Origin of the sequence: Formosa haliotis (assembly GCF_001685485.1) — a bacterium.
GTDB classification, from domain to species: domain Bacteria; phylum Bacteroidota; class Bacteroidia; order Flavobacteriales; family Flavobacteriaceae; genus Formosa; species Formosa haliotis.
Genome location: NZ_BDEL01000001.1, coordinates 2,288,795 through 2,305,051, shown reverse-complemented (window position 1 = coordinate 2,305,051; position 16,257 = coordinate 2,288,795). Strand labels below are relative to the sequence as shown.

Genomic DNA, 16,257 nt, shown 5'->3' with positions numbered 1-16,257 from the left:
TATGAAACAACCTTTACTATTATTATTTACTTTTTTATTCTTATTAATTGCACCTTTAAATGCTCAGGAAATTGAACATAAGGGAAATATTTATGAGGTTAAAGGCAGTTCTATTTTGTTAGATGGATACGATGTTACCGAAAGTTTAACTATAGACGATCAGCGTGAAATTCGTCATAAATATGAAGCACGAGAAGATGAATTTAGAGCCATTGAAAAACAAAAAAGGAAAGAAGAAAAGGCCGAAGAAAAAGAAGAACGTAAGGCTATAAAAGAAGAAAAGAAAGCCGAACGGAAAGCTAATAAAAACAAGAGATTTTTAATTTTTTAATGCAGGAGCCATTACACATAGCATTGATACAAACCGATTTGGTTTGGGAAAATCCGGAAGCCAATAGAGATAAAATCTATGCGCTAGTATCGACTATTGTAGATACCGTAGACGTAATTGTTCTTCCAGAAATGTTTACGACTGGTTTTACAATGAATGCTTCGCTATTTGCTGAAACCATTACCGGAGAAACCGTTCTCTGGATGAAAGAATTGGCAGCAAAAAAACAAGCAGCGGTTATGGGTAGCCTTATTATGTCTGAAGCCGATACGTACTATAATCAATTGGTTTTTGTGTATCCTAATGGAGATTTAAAAACATACAAAAAACGACATACGTTTACATTAGCTGGCGAGGATAAAGTATATGCCGCAGGTACAGAACGGACTATTGTAGAATATAAAGGCTGGTCTCTTTGTCCGCTAGTGTGCTACGATTTACGGTTCCCTGTTTGGGCGCGTTACCAAAACGATTACGATGTGTTGTTATATGTAGCCAATTGGCCAAAACCACGTATTCATGCTTGGACCACCTTATTGCAAGCGCGTGCCATAGAAAATATGTCCTATTGTATAGGTGTAAATCGGGTGGGTACAGATGAAAAAGGACACGAATATTCGGGGCATTCTGCAGTTTACGATGTTTTAGGCGAAACCATTTCAGAATTTAATGAAAATGAAATCGGGTATCGCATCGTGACCTTACACAAAGATCATATAGTAAATACAAGAGAAAAATTTAAGTTTTTAAACGATAGAGACGGATTTACTTTAAGGTAAAATCCTGTACTAAATCCCAACCTACACGTACATCTAAAGTTTCTGGGAAATAGCTAATACGTTCGGGTTGAATTTTCTTTAAGAAATTTCCGGTGTCGTATTTCTTGTTTCCATTTTCGTCGTAAATAACACGAAGTAAATATTTTCCGTTAGCCATGTATGTAAAATCTATAGGCTCGGGTTCGGTGCTGTATCGCTCCGCTTTTACTTCCCCCATCTGGTCGGTTAACTGAACAATTACAGGGTATTTTGCATTCTGAAGTATTACACGTACGTTCGGGTAATCGTCGTAAGCCTTCGTTTGGAATATATATTGAAGGGTATCGTTTTTATTATCGAAAAAATCTGTAATAGCTTCGGGTAACAGTTGTAAACGATATTTAGTGCTTTCCTTCTTCTCGAATAAAAATGACAGTTTGTTATGAATGGTATCTAATTTTGTAGTGTAAGGTATCGTGGTAGAATCTTTATCTATAAGCGAAATTTTAGAACTGTTTAAAGCTTTAAATGGAGTAGTAGCAGATAGAATAAAATCGTCGTTAAAGTTTATATTTCCAGAGGGAGACCCTTTTAGCACTAATGAATCTGGATATTTTTCTGAGATTTTTACGGTAAATGTATCAATAGCTTTGTTTTTATAACCTATTTTAAATCGCAGGGAATCCACTTCAAATTTCGGACGATACCAATACATCAACGAGTCCGATTTTTCATCTTTAGTTACAGTGTGCTCAAAATCTGGAGGTGTATCGCTAATAATATCGATATTCATGTTTTCGTAATCTCCTTGAAATCCAAATGCAATTTTGCCACGCGATATTAATCGTGGTCTAAAAGGTTTAAAATCTAAATCTTCTTTAAACAATTTTAAACGGTAAATGGTGTCTTTTGGAACTTCAATATAGCCTCCAAGAAATCCAATTTTATCTGTTTTTTGTTGAAATTTAAAATCCTGATTTTCATCTTTCATCGCAACTAAAAGATATTTTCCAGCCTTAATATTTTCTAAAGAAAACGTCGTTAAACTATCGAGTGTGTTGGTAACATACTTAGGTTTTTCTTTGTAAATAATAGAGTCGTTAAAAGTAGAATCTACTTCGTACAATCCAATAGAAACAAAATTATCTGGCTTTTTTATGGTAGCATCAGAAATTATTCCGCTAACGGTTAACGAATCAATATAACTTCCGGTAGAAAGCACATATTTATAATACGGAAACGGATTACTTTCATTATTATCTATAATGCTGTTCCCGAAGTTAAAAGCATAAGTTGTGTTAGGGGCTAAGGTATCGTAAATTTTTATGGTGATATATTTACTGGCGCTTCCCAAAGGCGTAATCTCTGGAGCCGTTGTCATAGGAGGCGAAATAATAAGTTGCTTACTTAAATCTTTAATTTTAACGTACTCATCAAAATACACTCTAATTTCATTGCCTTTAAAATTCGTGCTGAAATTTTCTGGAACCGAACGTACAATAACCGGCGGATCTACGTCTTTTTCTCCTCCAGTAGGTGTCCCTCTGTTGGCGCAATTAGCAATAATTAAACACAGCACACTTATAAACAAAAAATTAGAAAGCGTTTTACTCATTATGCAATTAGAATTTACGCAAAGAAACAACTTATTTGGCAGTATCTAAAAACACTTTAAGCAATTGCCATAGCGGCGAGGCTTATTTTAACATTTTTTCCAGACTGAAGTAAGGTAACACAAGCCTCCATAGTTGCGCCAGTGGTAATAATATCGTCGACTAATAAAATGTGTTTGTTGTTAATCTTTTCTAGATTTTGGATGCTAAAAATGGTATCGGAGTTTGCCCAACGCGACAATCTGTTTTTTGAAACCTGCGAGTTTGTATTGGTGATTTTAATAAGAACATCGTCTACATATTCGGCATGAAGCGCTTCGGCCAATTGCCTGCCAAACTTAGCGACTTGGTTGTAGCCCCGTTTTCTGAGTTTCTTTTTATGTAAAGGAACTGGGATAACAAGGTTTATAGATTTATATGCGTCTAGAGTCTGTAATTCACCACCTAGCCAATCGCCCAAAAATGTTCCTATGGGTTCTTGACCTTTGTATTTAAGCTGATGTATCAATTTTTGGGTTAAGCCTTTTTTTTCGAAACGCAATAAGGCCGTAGCATTTTCAATTTTAACTCTTCCGTAGAAAATTTTAGAAACACTAGCATCTTTATTAAAATGAAATTGAGTTACCGGTAAATGATGTCGGCAATCGGTACACAAAATTTGCTCGCCATCTGCCATAACATTCTGGCAGCTGTAGCATACTTTAGGAAAGAAAATATTGAAAATGGCTCCAAACATAACCCACAAAAACTTTAAATTACAAAATTTTACAATACTTTAAATAAAAGATACGTGTAGATTTCAAGCGTTTTATATTTTTGCAGCATGGCAAATCAAGATGATCAATTTAAGAAGGTAATTTCGCATGCTAAGGAATACGGTTATGTGTTTCAGAGCAGTGAAATTTACGACGGTTTAAGTGCAGTATACGATTACGCACAAAACGGTGTGGAGTTAAAGAAAAATATACGCGACTATTGGTGGAAAGCCATGGTGCAAATGCATGAAAATATTGTAGGTATAGATGCTGCAATATTTATGCATCCAACCACTTGGAAAGCCTCTGGCCATGTCGATGCCTTTAACGATCCATTAATAGATAATAAAGATTCTAAAAAGCGCTATAGAGCCGATGTTTTAATAGAAGACTATTGTGCGAAAATAGAAGCGAAAATAGATAAGGAAGTTAAGAAAGCTGAAAAACGTTTTGGAGACGCTTTTAATAAAGAAGAATTTGTAAGTACAAATGGACGTGTTGTAGGATACCAAGAGAAAATCGATGGTATTTTAACACGTATGGGAAAATCTTTAGAAGCTGAAGATTTAGCTGATGTTAAAGCCCTTATAGAAGAGTTGGAAATTGCATGTCCGTTAACTGGTTCTAGAAATTGGACCGATGTGAAGCAATTTAATTTAATGTTTGGAACAAAATTAGGGGCTTCTGCAGATACAGCGATGGACTTATATTTACGTCCGGAAACGGCTCAAGGTATTTTTGTGAATTTCTTGAACGTTCAAAAAACGGGACGAATGAAAATTCCTTTCGGGATTGCACAAACCGGAAAAGCATTCCGTAACGAGATTGTTGCAAGACAGTTTATTTTCCGTATGCGTGAATTTGAGCAAATGGAAATGCAATTTTTTGTAAAACCGGGAACCCAAAAAGAGTGGTACGAGTCTTGGAAACAAACCCGTTTAAAATGGCATCTATCTTTAGGAATGGGCGAGGATAATTACCGTTTTCACGATCATGATAAATTAGCGCATTACGCTGATGCTGCTGCCGATATTGAATTTAAATTCCCATTCGGATTTAAAGAATTGGAAGGTATTCATTCTAGAACAGACTTCGATTTAAGTCAGCACGAAAAACACTCTGGTAAAAAATTACAATATTTCGATCACGAAGAAAATAAGAGTTATGTGCCTTACGTGGTAGAAACTTCTATTGGTCTAGACCGTATGTTTTTGGCCGTATTCTCGAATTCTTTAGTAGAAGAAGAATTAGATAATAATACCACACGTACCGTTTTAAAATTACCAGCAGTTTTAGCACCAGTAAAAGCTGCCATTTTACCATTGGTTAAAAAGGACGGTTTACCAGATGTTGCTCGTAAAATTGTTGAAGATTTAAAATGGGATTTCAATGTGGATTACGACGAAAAAGACGCAGTGGGTAGACGTTACCGCAGACAAGATGCAAATGGTACGCCGTTTTGTATCACTGTAGACCACGATACTTTAGAAGACAATACGGTTACCATTCGTTACAGAGATACCATGGAGCAAAAACGTGTGAAAATAGAAGAACTTCGTACGATTATTAAAGAAGCAGTAGATGTGCGTACTTGGTTAATGAAAATGTAGTTTAATATAACATATAATACCAATTGGTATATTTTTTAAAAACCTCAAGTTGAAGCTTGAGGTTTTTTTGTAAGTTTACTTATAAAAGTTACCAAAACGGTAACTTTTATTGTTGTATTTGTATAAAATATTAATAAAGTGAGAGTAATTGCAAAACGAACTTTACGAGATTTTTGGGAAAAGCATGCTGATTGCGAAGAGCAGCTAAAATCCTGGTATAGAGAAACAGAAAAATCAGAATGGCATACGATTAATGAATTAAAAAAAGAATATCCTAGTGCAAGTATTCTAAAAGACAACCGTATAGTTTACAATATCAAGGGTAATAATTATCGATTAATAGTGAAGTTTAATTTTGAATACCAAATATGTTGGGTAAGATTTATATGGAGTCACGCCGAATATGATAAAATTGATGCAAATAATATCTAATTATGAATATAAAACCTATTAGAAACGAAGAAGACTATCAAAATGCTCTGGAAAGACTAGAAGATATATTTGATGCTAAGAAGGATACGAAAGAAGGAGATGAACTTGAAATTCTTTCAATCTTAATAGACCGATTTGAAAACGAACATTTTCCAATAGGGATGCCAGATCCAATTGAAGCTATTAAGTTTAGAATGGAACAAATGGGGATGAAACAAAAAGATTTGGCAGAGCTTGTGGGATTTAAGAGTCGAGTAAGTGAGGTTTTAAATAAAAAACGAAAACTGACTTTAGATATGATTAGAAAATTAAATAAGACGCTTCATATTCCAACTGAAGTTTTAATACAAGATTATTAATCGGTACTGTTGGGTTTCCAGCTTAGAATTTTAAGTTTCCTTTTTAATTGTTGAACTAGCATTAATAAACACCAATATCGTAAAGGATTAAATCATCTTTTTTGTAAAAATATAACATATTGGCACATATATTGGTTGACCAATTTGCCTATCTTTGTAAGATTTTATTTTAAAGCGTTTTTTATGAAATTTATGACCTATTTATTAGCATTTATTTTCTTTGTTTCAATATCGACTAGTTGTAGTCAATCAGAGGATGACCATGTAGACACAGAACAAGATGATACGCCAATAAATCCAGAAGAGGATGATGACTCAGTAGGGACTCCAGCAGAAAATTTCGATTTGTCTACTTGGAATTTAAGCATACCGGTAGATAAAGGAAACGGAACAGCTAGGACGATTACAGTAGCCGAGCTAAATAGAAATTACGAAAACAGCTCCTATTTTTATAGTGCAGAAGACTCTGGTATGGTGTTTAAATGCCCAGTAGAAGGTGTGAAAACATCAGAAAACACATCGTATACACGTGTCGAACTGCGTGAAATGTTACGAGGTACTAACACTAGTATTCCTACCCAAGGTGTTACTAAAAATAATTGGGTGTTTGGAACCGCTCCCGAAGCCGATATAAAAGCGGCCCATGGATTTGATGGTGAAATGCGCGCTACCTTGGCTGTAAACCATGTAACAACAACGGGTAATAGTAGCCAGGTGGGACGCGTAATTGTTGGACAAATTCATGCCAACGATGATGAACCTGTACGTATTTATTACCGAAAATTAAAAAATAATACCTTAGGGTCTATATATTTTGCCCACGAACCAACCGATGGTAATGGTAGTGAACAATGGCACGAAATGATAGGTTCGCGCAGCAATAGCGCAAGTAACCCTGCCGATGGGATTGCGTTAGATGAGAAATTTAGCTATACCATTCATGTAGAAGGCGATGCGCTTACTGTTACCATTTCTAGAGAAGGTAAAGCCGATGTGGTTAAAACAGTAGACATGAAAAATAGCGGTTATAACGTAGGTGGTCAATACATGTATTTTAAAGCAGGTGTTTATAACCAAAACAATACAGGCGATGCCGACGATTATGTGCAAGCAACGTTCTACGCCTTAGAAAAATCGCATAGCAAGTTGTAAACTTATATCCGCTGGGCGGAATAATATTTTGAAAATAGAGGGCGATTTTTAAAAGTTTCTATTCTAAAAATGTTAAGTGTAAGCGTGCAAATCCGTTATGTAGGAACTTATTTGTAGTTAAAATCTAAGAATTGATAAACTCGAGGAGATAAAAGCTTGTTTTTTATTAAATTAATAATTCTTTTATAATTACGGTTTTCCCGTAATTAGGCCCCGAAAATAAGTTTTAAATTTGAGAAGTTCTCATTTCCACTGAACTTAATGGAGTCTAAATACTTAATATTGTTTAGGCTCTGTTGTTTTAAAAATAAGCCTTTAATTGTACATTTCCTGTATGAATACTTTTACTGGTTTCTGTTTTTCGTCCAAAATAAGATAGATTTAAATCTAAAAACTTCGTTATTTTTTTCTGAATCAATAGGGTCCAAGTAAAGTTTTTTCCAGGTTGCAACCCTTCTAGCATTTGGTAAGCTACAGGTGTATTCGCGTTTCCAGAATAAGCATTAGAGAAATAATTAAATTCGCCACTAATTGCCGATTTTTGCACGTTAGAAACAGCAAAAGATGTCCCGTATTTTTGTTGTTCTAAAGTTTCAAAACTTCCAATAGTATTTTCCTTATTTGTAAACTGATAAAATACATCGAAGCGCACATTCTCATTTAGTAAATAGGTAACCTTAGGGTTAAACTGCGTTTCATCGATATTGAAATTTTTACTCACATAATTTTCACTAATGCTCTCTGTAGTACTTAAACTTCCTAACAGTGTAACCAGCCAACTTTCGGCAAATTTATGATTGAAATTTAACTGATGACTTTTTAAATTATTCTCTATAAAACCAATGGTTAATATATTTCGTGCTCTGTTTTTTAAATAGGTATACGAGGTGGTGTAATGCTGTTTCCCACGATTAAAAAAGAGGACGTTTCTTATGTTTAATTGTAAGCCAAGCTGATTCTCTTCGTCGTTTTCAAAAGGATTTATTTGAAAGTTACTACCGTCGGGTTTTGTTTTTCTATCGATTAAATAAGCCGTCTGATTGTAAAAATGAGATAATATCGATTTAAATGTAGATTCGGAATTATTCCATTGTTGCGGATTCAATGTTAGGGTTTGGCTAAATCTATTTTGATGCGTTTTTATGTAAATTTGGTTGGGTAATAACACGCGAATGTACTTCCCTTCATCCTGAAATTGAGCCAATTCAAATTCTTCTAATTCCTGAATACCATTGCCATTATAATCAATCCAAGTGTAAGCCCCTTGACCAGGTTCTACTTCTACATAGGTAAATTCTTGTTGCGGTAGCGTTCCCGAATTGGTTTCAAAAATAGTGTTCCATTGCACCAAATGTTTAAAGAAACTTTGGTTATAAATTAATCGAGAATTTAAAGACTGCTCGTTGTCTTCATTTACATTTTCTAGCGTTCTGTAATTTACATAAAGCGATAAATTTGTATTGCTATTCTGAATAATTCTAGAGTCTAAATAATAGGTTTTCGATGTGTTTACATGTTGCAAATTATTATTTCTTAAACTGTCGTTTACACGGTGTTTAAAACCTATTTCTGCAAATATTTTTGTGCTATCGCCAATTCCTGTAAATACTTCGTAACTTTTAAATTTCTGACTGGCCGGAAGGTAGGTTTCGGTGATTACCGCTTTTTGCTGATTGTCTTCTATCGCCAATTTTGTACCAATCCAACTTTTGCCTAAACTATACGTTGCGGTGTTAGAAGATCGTAAAAATGATGAGGTGTTAGTGTTCGATTTGGAGTCTAAATAGCTGGAATTCGTAAAAAAATGAAAATTGTTTAAATGTAGATGTCCACGAGCAACATGCCGATTTCCGTTAAAATTATTTTGATAACTTAGGTGTTCGAACTGATAATTAAAAAACACTTTTTCGGGTAATTGAAGCTGAAATCCAGATACTAAAAGTTTTTGGTTCCCAATCGGGTTTTCAATATTCCAATCTCTATTAAATTCTGTGTTATAAAGCCGTTCTATAGTTTTAAAATTCTGTTCCACATAATCGAAATCGGCAAAAGCATCTAACTTCCACAAACTATCTTGTTCAATTATATTTTGGGTTATTTTTAGTTTTCCGGCAAAACCATCATTATCATCATCATCTAAATCAGAAAATAAATTTAAATCATTTTTACTTCCGGCGCCTTCAAAATAAATATCGGTTTTTTTAGTGGGGTTATAACGGCCGTTTACAACCGCAATCTGAAGTTTTGTTGGAGCCACCAATCGAGAAACTGGAGCATAATTACCTTGAGGTATGCCGTTTATAGGAGGCACATATTCGTAAATATTATTAATGGCGTTTATATTGCTTAAAACGTAATTTCCCAGATTATCGCCAATTAAACTAAATTTTACACTGTATAATTCATCATCAGGATCGTTAGAAAACACATATATCGTTTCGTCATTTATAACTTCCTCTTTATATAAAATTCGATTTTCGTTATAGGGTTCAGGTGTTGCCGAAGGAGCAATCATTTTACTAGTGTCGTCACCCGCATCAGATAAAATTTCAACCTGATCTGACGATAAATTCTGCTGCAACGGGTTGTTTTTAGAATCACTTTCGCTATATACCGAGGCTCCAATACTAAATTTTTCACTGCCATGGCGTCCGCCACCATACCCAATTAATCGGGAGTAATTTCGCTCGCTATATTGAAAATCGACCGTAATTCGCATTTCGGATGTTACCGGAAACGTAGAATTAAAAATAATTTCACCAGCATTATAGTCGATAATATAATCGTTGTTTTCGCCACGCTCTAACGGAATACCGTTTACAGAAACGGTTTCGCTACCAGAAACAATAAGCACGAAAAGTTCGTCGTTAGGACCTTTTAATTTATAGGGCCCTTGGTTGCCTTCTTGAGCAGTAAACTGACTTCTGGTAAACTGCCCACGAACAAGAGCACCAGCAGCAAAGACTTCGGTTTTAGAATTGTCGTGATTAAAAGTCCCGTTTATAGATAGTCCTTGAACACGTTTGCTAAAGTTGGCAAAATATGTTTTGGTGTTTAATAAATCGACATCGCCCGTACGAACATTCCAAGTATCGCTAAAAATTTCAATAAATACTTGGTCAAATTCATCTAAACGTTGCGAATAGCCACTTTCTTGTAGTGGTATGTTTGCATCTTGAATAGAAGCGCGAATGGATATTTTGTCGTTTAATTTTCCTGTAATTTGTAAATCTAATTCGCTGTTTAAAACCGAGTTTTGATTATTTCCTACGGTTACACCTCGCGATATACTTCCCGAAGTTGAAAGCCCATCAAAAGGCACATATTTTTTTGTACTCGAGGGTTGCGAGAGTTTGTATAATTTCTGCTGATTATTAATATCAGAAAGAATAATACTGTCGTCCAGCAGTTTATAGGTTTTGGTTAAAAAATCTGGAAATTTTAAATAAGAGATTTCAACCGAGTCTGATGCAATGGGGTGTTTAAATGTTAGTAAGGCCTTCGGGAAATCAATCGTATATAAACTGCTGTCTATTACTTGGTTTGTTGTTGTTTTTAAGGTAAACCAACTTGGGTTTATACTCACGCTATCAATAACAATGGTATCTTTAACAGCAACCTTTATTGTTTTGTAATTGGTATTGGGCTCTTGCGAAAACACACAAAGGCTAAAACAAATACAGATTAAGGTTATTACAAATTTCATGTGGTATAAAAACGCGTGCAGTCTAAAAATGGGTTAGTTTTAATTGTGTTAAAAGGTCTTTAAATTAATAGTGTAAAAGTAACGCATTATTTATTTTAGCTGAAATTCTAAAACAAATAAGCATGTTGTGTTAAATTAACGCATATTGGCAGTAAATATTGATATAACAGAGCAATAAAAAAATAAAATGAAGATAATTTCTTACAACGTAAACGGTATTCGCGCCGCAATAAAAAAAGGTTTCATAGAGTGGTTAAAAAGTGCAAGTCCAGATGTTATTTGTTTGCAGGAAATTAAAGCTAACGAAGATCAGTTAGATTTAGATGTGTTTACCGAAGCAGGTTATAAGTATAGCTATTGGTTTAGTGCTCAAAAAAAGGGATATAGTGGTGTTGCAATTTTAAGTAAAGTACAACCTAATCACGTTGAATTTGGCACAGGAATAGAATCGATGGATTTTGAAGGTAGAAATATTCGTGCCGATTTTGACGATGTTTCGGTAATGAGTATGTATTTGCCTTCGGGGACCAATGACGATCGCTTAGCTCATAAATTTGAATATATGAATATGATTCATGAATATTTAAACGAACTTCGAGAGCAACATCCTAATTTAATTGTGTGCGGCGATTACAATATTTGTCATGAAGAAATCGATATTCATAATCCGAAAATGAAAGGTGTATCTGGATTTTTACCTGAAGAGCGCGAGTGGTTAGGAATATTTATAGATAGCGGATTTATAGATTCTTTTAGATACTTACATCCTGAAAAGCAAGAATATTCTTGGTGGAGTTACCGTGCCAATGCCCGCGCAAACAATAAAGGGTGGCGCATAGATTATTGTATGGCTACAGAGCCATTAAAAGATCGATTAAAACGAGCCGTTATTTTACCAGAAGCTAAGCATAGTGACCATTGTCCTATTTTAGTAGAGATTGAATAACCCCTAATACCTTTACAATGACAAACAAATTAATACTACCGGTTTTAGCTTTTAGCATGCTTACGGCCTGTGTGTCGCCAAAAATTTATAAAGATTTGGAAGCGCGACACGAAGCGCTTAAAAAAGAACATCAAACGTTAAGCGATGAAAATTTAGAGCTGACAGCTGCTAAAAAGCAGTTGGAAACCGATTTGGACGCGCTTCAAAAACAATACGACGAAACCTTAGCACAACGCAACAAACTGGAAAACGATTATAAGGCTTTAAAAGCCAATCACGACAATTTACAGAATTCTTACGATGCATTAGAAAAAAACAGTTCCGATGCGATTGCTAGAAACGTACAGCAAAACCGCGAATTGTTAGCCCAATTGGAAGCCAAAGAACAAGCTTTGGCAGCAGAAAACACCCGCTTAGCCGAACTTAAAAAAGAACTGGAAGCCCGTTCGCAACGTGTGGCCGAATTGGAACGTGTTATCGCCGAAAAGGATGCCCACATGCACGCTTTAAAGGAAGCTATTTCGGCAGCCTTAACCGATTTTGAAGGAAAAGGACTAACCGTAGAGCAACGCGATGGCAAGGTGTATATTTCTATGGAAAACAAGTTGCTGTTTAGTTCGGGAAGCTGGGCTGTAGGAGCCGAAGGGAGACGCGCCGTAGAGCAGTTAGGCGCTGTCTTATCCGAAAATCCAGATATTGCCGTGTTAATAGAAGGTCATACCGACGATGTGCCGTATTCGGGCAGCGGACAATTATCTGGAAACTGGGACTTGTCTACCAAACGTGCCACAGCCATTGTGTCTATTTTACGCGAAAATCACGGTATAAATCCTGAAAATTTAACCGCTGCTGGTCGTGGTGAATACGCGCCAATAGCTACTAATACGACAGCCGAAGGCCGTGCCAAAAACCGTAGGATTGAAGTGATTTTAACCCCAAAACTGGACGAAATCTCTAAGCTGTTAAATGATATTTAATACCAGTTTTTGTTTGAAATTATCGTAAAAGAAAATGATGATTTTTTTCTTTATATAAGGAATAAAAATAAAGCATAGCCTTAGTTACGGTTTCTTTTTATTCTGAAATAGAAAGGAAAAAAGGGCGTTTTATTACGGTTATTTTAAATGAGAAATGGTATAAGTAAAAACTTTTTCATAGTTTATAACGGAGTCCACCCATTCTGGCTTTACTGGAATTGGTGGACTCTGTTTGTTTGGTTGGGGATTATTGGATTTTTGGTTTTAAGTTTGATGAATTATTGAATTGCTATAGATGATTTAGGGGAAAAAGTTTAATTGACAATTAAATTGTTTTCAATATTTTGGGATTTAATTAGAAGGAATCACACGAAAGGATTAGCTACGCTGAATCTGCGATTTCGTGCGGTAGCGGGGGTTACCGATTTAATAATATGTTTATGGCACGGACTATAAGTCCGCGCTATCGGGTTCAAAATGAATTTTTATAATTTTCTGAAATACATGACAATTGTCATTTGTTATACGTTTTATTTGTTGTAATTATGTTAAAAATAAAACGAAACATTAGTTAAAAAAGGTGTATTTTGAGATATATCTAGTGGAGTTGATAAAAATTAGTAAAAATCTAATTGTGAAATTTATGAGGTAGACAAACCATTTTAATCCTATTATCCCAAATTTGCTATTAATTATTTAATATATACTTATGAAAACCAAAAACCAAAAACCAAAAACCAAAAACCAAAAACCAAAAACAATTCATTTAAACAACTTTTTTATTTTTTAAGCCTATTAATGGTATTCGTGGGTTGCGATAAAGATTCCGAAATTGCACCAGAACTACAAACCGAACATTTTTCTACAGTATCTAAAAAAGAAGCATTGTTATTTATAGCGGAATCAAAAACTAAAGATAATTCCCAACAACGTCAAGAAATTTTTATAGACACCATTTATAGTGATAATTTAACTTTAGAAAATATCACGAACACTGAAGCGCAACTAACAGTTGTACCTGTTGCAACCCAATACAAAAATTTATATTCAAGGTTATTATTACTAAAAGTAAACGATAGTTTGCAGAGTGTTGTACTGCATATGAATACAAGTTTGATATATGATACAGAAAATTTTTCGGGTCAGATATTATTGTCAGATTTAGAAGGGCATTATAAAAAAGGATTTAGAGTTTATAACGGAGATATTACCCATGTTTATGAAGAAACAGGGAATAATGTTTCTTTAGCACAGGGTCGAGACGATGGTGCAGAATGTCGGTCTCTATGCGGACATGAAAAGTCAGATTCGTATTGTATGTGTAATATGAATAATTTAAGTGAAGTTGTTATAACGGCTCCGAAGAATACAGATTTGAATTATTTAAGATTAGAAGATTTGTATGGCTCTGGAGGTGGTTCAAATATGTGCGAGGTGGCCTGTAACACTTGGGGATATGGTGGCGGCCTTAGTGGACCAACAACTGGGTTGTTGGAAGATAGGATTATTAATGATTTGACGGATCCCTGTGCAAAAAGTATTTTTACTCAACTTCAAAATGAAATGATAAACAAAGATTTGTTGCAGAAAATAATGTATCCAAACCAAAATATTACTCTTACTTTTTCTGACGCTATTTTAAAGTTGTTTAATGATTCTGATATTTTTCATTTATCAATACAAAATAATTCACTCGGTGAAGGCAAAAATGCAAGTACATCAGGAGGAAAAATTACTATAAGTGATTCTTATTTAAAAAATGCTACACAATTGTCAATTGCAAGAACTATGATACATGAAATTGTTCATGCCTATCTAAATTTGAGGTATGGTAACGCGCTGACCTTCGAGGACGGAATAGATTTTAAAAATAAAATGGAGGAATATGCTATTGATAATGGCATTACGGATATTAATTCAAATAAATTTCATCATGAGTTTATGGGGCAGTATGTTGATGCAATTGCTATGTCTTTGTTAACATGGGATATAGAATATGGAACAGGTGGTAATTTGGGTTGGGATTATTATAGAAGTATGGCTTTTGCAGGCTTAGTAAATGTGAAAAAGGGTGTTAATGGTAATTTTTTATTGGATAATAATGGAAATCCAATCTATGAAGACACAAATTCCTTTAAAGAATTAGTTCCTAATGAAAATGACAGAGATAATATTAAAAAATAAATAATGATGAAGCAATTGGAAACAGAAATGCGAAAGGAGAAAAGTGTGACTAGAATTTTAATCATTTTTTCAATGTTTTTAGGCTTTCATACTTCTGTATTCTCGCAATGCCTATTAAATAATACTTACAGCTATTGTGATGGTGTTGTAGATAATGGAACATGTATAAGATTTACCTTTATAGAAAATGGCATTTTTAAGAAGGATGTGGAAGGAGAGTTAGGAAAAAACCATTATGGTAAAGGTCATTATCAAATAAAAAACGATTCATTAATTTTAAATTACGATTTAACAGAACCAATAAAAACAGGATATCATACCTCCAAAATTTGGAGAAATAACAAAGACTCAATTTGCATAAAATTTGTTTTGTTCGATTTAAATCATAAAGTGCTAGATCCTCCCGCAGCAAGTGTAATGTATAAGGATAGTTTGTCAAAATATGGTTATAGTGGTGTTGCTGCTAATAATAGCGGTGTAGCTGTTTTTAGGCTTAAAAAAGAAAAAAATAATCTACAATTTATGTTGTCCAATTTAGGGTATAAACCATATAACCTGGTAGTAGATAGAAATTATAATTATGAGATTTCTGTATTTATGCAAAATCAAGGAGAGGGATTACCAATATTAAATCAAATAGATACTTTAAAAATTGTAAAACAAGGTCGTAAATATTTAGAAGTAAAAAACAAAAATGGTACTACTGTAAGGTTGCAACGTGTGGTAGATAAGTAGTTTTAGATTAGGGTTATTCAGGGGAATAAAGTTTAATTGACAATTAAGTTGTATTTCAGTATATAATTAGGATGAACCACACGAAAGGATTAGCTACGCTGAATCTGCGATTTCGTGCGGTAGCGTGGGTTATTGAAAATTATAGAAATTCGGGAACTAATGAATGTAAATAAAAAAATATTAATATCCATTATTATTGTATTGCCTTTTATTTTATTTTCTCAAAAACAAAAAGATGTATATTTTGTTCTTAATGAGAATAACAGTGAATATTTTATTCCTGGCAATTTTGATGAAAACCTAGAATATATCAACATTTTAGGTAGAAAAGAATACGAATATCACCAAGAGGAAGTTAGAATAGCTAAAAAAGAAGGGAGGTATTATTTTGACCCTGAAGGTGGCAGGGATAATTTAAATATACATGTTCCTAAATTTACATTTAGAATTTTATCTAAAGAAATTGTAGAATTAGATGATTACGATTTACAAAATTTAAAATTAGTAGATTACAATTGGTTTAAAACAGAAGGCTGGAAGCAAATAAATGGTAAAGAGCTGGATACAGGAAAACCTTTAAGTTTTAAGGATGTTTATTTTTTATATAACATAAGTAAAACAAAATATGTTAAGTACAAGGTTGCAGTTACAATAACATCCCATTAAATAAGTGGCTCAGATGTAAGATCGGATTTAAAA

14 protein-coding genes are annotated in these 16,257 nt (G+C 34.1%); 11 read left to right on the top strand and 3 right to left on the bottom strand.

What is annotated here, in order from left to right; translation table 11 throughout:
• The first annotated feature begins 1 nt into the window (after position 1).
• Positions 2-331, top strand: coding sequence for a hypothetical protein (locus A9D35_RS09505; RefSeq protein ID WP_066222134.1), 330 nt, complete (start codon positions 2-4; stop codon positions 329-331).
• A complete protein-coding gene (locus tag A9D35_RS09500; RefSeq protein ID WP_066222131.1) occupies positions 331-1,110 on the top strand; it encodes an amidohydrolase in 780 nt (259 codons plus the stop codon). Before A9D35_RS09505 ends, A9D35_RS09500 begins: the two co-directional genes overlap by 1 nt.
• Here A9D35_RS09500 and A9D35_RS09495 read toward each other — a convergent pair.
• Positions 1,097-2,704 (bottom strand): Ig-like domain-containing domain, encoded by a 1,608-nt coding sequence (locus tag A9D35_RS09495; protein ID WP_066222128.1) that lies wholly within the window; start codon positions 2,702-2,704, stop codon positions 1,097-1,099. The genes A9D35_RS09500 and A9D35_RS09495 overlap by 14 nt on opposite strands.
• A gap of 56 nt (positions 2,705-2,760) precedes the next feature.
• On the bottom strand, positions 2,761-3,438 hold the full coding sequence (locus tag A9D35_RS09490; RefSeq protein ID WP_066222125.1) for a ComF family protein: 678 nt from the start codon (positions 3,436-3,438) through the stop codon (positions 2,761-2,763).
• A gap of 87 nt (positions 3,439-3,525) precedes the next feature.
• Here A9D35_RS09490 and A9D35_RS09485 point away from each other — a divergent pair, with 87 nt between their 5' ends.
• The 4 genes from A9D35_RS09485 (at position 3,526) to A9D35_RS09470 (ending at position 7,010) form a co-directional block, all read left to right on the top strand.
• Complete coding sequence (locus A9D35_RS09485; RefSeq protein WP_066222122.1) at positions 3,526-5,067, top strand: glycine--tRNA ligase; 1,542 nt, start codon at positions 3,526-3,528, stop codon at positions 5,065-5,067.
• Between the two features lie 138 nt (positions 5,068-5,205).
• Entirely contained in the window at positions 5,206-5,499 is a 294-nt protein-coding gene (locus A9D35_RS09480; protein ID WP_066222119.1) for a type II toxin-antitoxin system HigB family toxin, read from the top strand.
• A gap of 2 nt (positions 5,500-5,501) precedes the next feature.
• Positions 5,502-5,858 carry a helix-turn-helix domain-containing protein gene (locus A9D35_RS09475; RefSeq protein WP_066222116.1) on the top strand — a complete coding sequence of 119 codons (357 nt, stop codon included), beginning with the start codon at positions 5,502-5,504 and terminating at the stop codon, positions 5,856-5,858.
• Between the two features lie 183 nt (positions 5,859-6,041).
• Positions 6,042-7,010, top strand: a complete 969-nt coding sequence (locus A9D35_RS09470) for a polysaccharide lyase family 7 protein (RefSeq protein ID WP_083191778.1) — start codon at positions 6,042-6,044, stop codon at positions 7,008-7,010.
• Between the two features lie 301 nt (positions 7,011-7,311).
• Here A9D35_RS09470 and A9D35_RS09465 read toward each other — a convergent pair whose 3' ends face one another.
• Complete coding sequence (locus tag A9D35_RS09465; protein ID WP_066222110.1) at positions 7,312-10,716, bottom strand: DUF8818 domain-containing protein; 3,405 nt, start codon at positions 10,714-10,716, stop codon at positions 7,312-7,314.
• A 187-nt stretch (positions 10,717-10,903) separates the two neighbouring features.
• Between A9D35_RS09465 and A9D35_RS09460 the strand changes: the two genes are divergently transcribed.
• The 5 genes from A9D35_RS09460 to A9D35_RS09440 all read left to right on the top strand — a co-directional run bounded on the left by A9D35_RS09460 (position 10,904) and on the right by A9D35_RS09440 (position 16,224).
• A complete protein-coding gene (locus A9D35_RS09460; protein WP_066222108.1) occupies positions 10,904-11,662 on the top strand; it encodes an exodeoxyribonuclease III in 759 nt (252 codons plus the stop codon).
• Between the two features lie 17 nt (positions 11,663-11,679).
• Entirely contained in the window at positions 11,680-12,639 is a 960-nt protein-coding gene (locus tag A9D35_RS09455; RefSeq protein ID WP_066222103.1) for an OmpA/MotB family protein, read from the top strand.
• Between the two features lie 807 nt (positions 12,640-13,446).
• Positions 13,447-14,823 (top strand): hypothetical protein, encoded by a 1,377-nt coding sequence (locus A9D35_RS09450; RefSeq protein ID WP_141675505.1) that lies wholly within the window; start codon positions 13,447-13,449, stop codon positions 14,821-14,823.
• Positions 14,824-14,826: 3 nt separating this feature from the next.
• Positions 14,827-15,558 carry a hypothetical protein gene (locus A9D35_RS09445; RefSeq protein WP_141675504.1) on the top strand — a complete coding sequence of 244 codons (732 nt, stop codon included), beginning with the start codon at positions 14,827-14,829 and terminating at the stop codon, positions 15,556-15,558.
• A 159-nt stretch (positions 15,559-15,717) separates the two neighbouring features.
• Positions 15,718-16,224 (top strand): hypothetical protein, encoded by a 507-nt coding sequence (locus A9D35_RS09440; RefSeq protein ID WP_066222093.1) that lies wholly within the window; start codon positions 15,718-15,720, stop codon positions 16,222-16,224.
• Positions 16,225-16,257: the final 33 nt, after the last annotated feature.

Coding starts and splice junctions, on each gene's coding strand:
- A9D35_RS09505 (WP_066222134.1), top strand. CDS start 2: ATGAAACAACCTTTACTATTATTATTTACTTTTTTATTCTTATTAATT.
- A9D35_RS09500 (WP_066222131.1), top strand. CDS start 331: ATGCAGGAGCCATTACACATAGCATTGATACAAACCGATTTGGTTTGG.
- A9D35_RS09495 (WP_066222128.1), bottom strand. CDS start 2,704: ATGAGTAAAACGCTTTCTAATTTTTTGTTTATAAGTGTGCTGTGTTTA.
- A9D35_RS09490 (WP_066222125.1), bottom strand. CDS start 3,438: ATGTTTGGAGCCATTTTCAATATTTTCTTTCCTAAAGTATGCTACAGC.
- A9D35_RS09485 (WP_066222122.1), top strand. CDS start 3,526: ATGGCAAATCAAGATGATCAATTTAAGAAGGTAATTTCGCATGCTAAG.
- A9D35_RS09475 (WP_066222116.1), top strand. CDS start 5,502: ATGAATATAAAACCTATTAGAAACGAAGAAGACTATCAAAATGCTCTG.
- A9D35_RS09470 (WP_083191778.1), top strand. CDS start 6,042: ATGAAATTTATGACCTATTTATTAGCATTTATTTTCTTTGTTTCAATA.
- A9D35_RS09465 (WP_066222110.1), bottom strand. CDS start 10,716: ATGAAATTTGTAATAACCTTAATCTGTATTTGTTTTAGCCTTTGTGTG.
- A9D35_RS09460 (WP_066222108.1), top strand. CDS start 10,904: ATGAAGATAATTTCTTACAACGTAAACGGTATTCGCGCCGCAATAAAA.
- A9D35_RS09455 (WP_066222103.1), top strand. CDS start 11,680: ATGACAAACAAATTAATACTACCGGTTTTAGCTTTTAGCATGCTTACG.
- A9D35_RS09445 (WP_141675504.1), top strand. CDS start 14,827: ATGATGAAGCAATTGGAAACAGAAATGCGAAAGGAGAAAAGTGTGACT.
- A9D35_RS09440 (WP_066222093.1), top strand. CDS start 15,718: ATGAATGTAAATAAAAAAATATTAATATCCATTATTATTGTATTGCCT.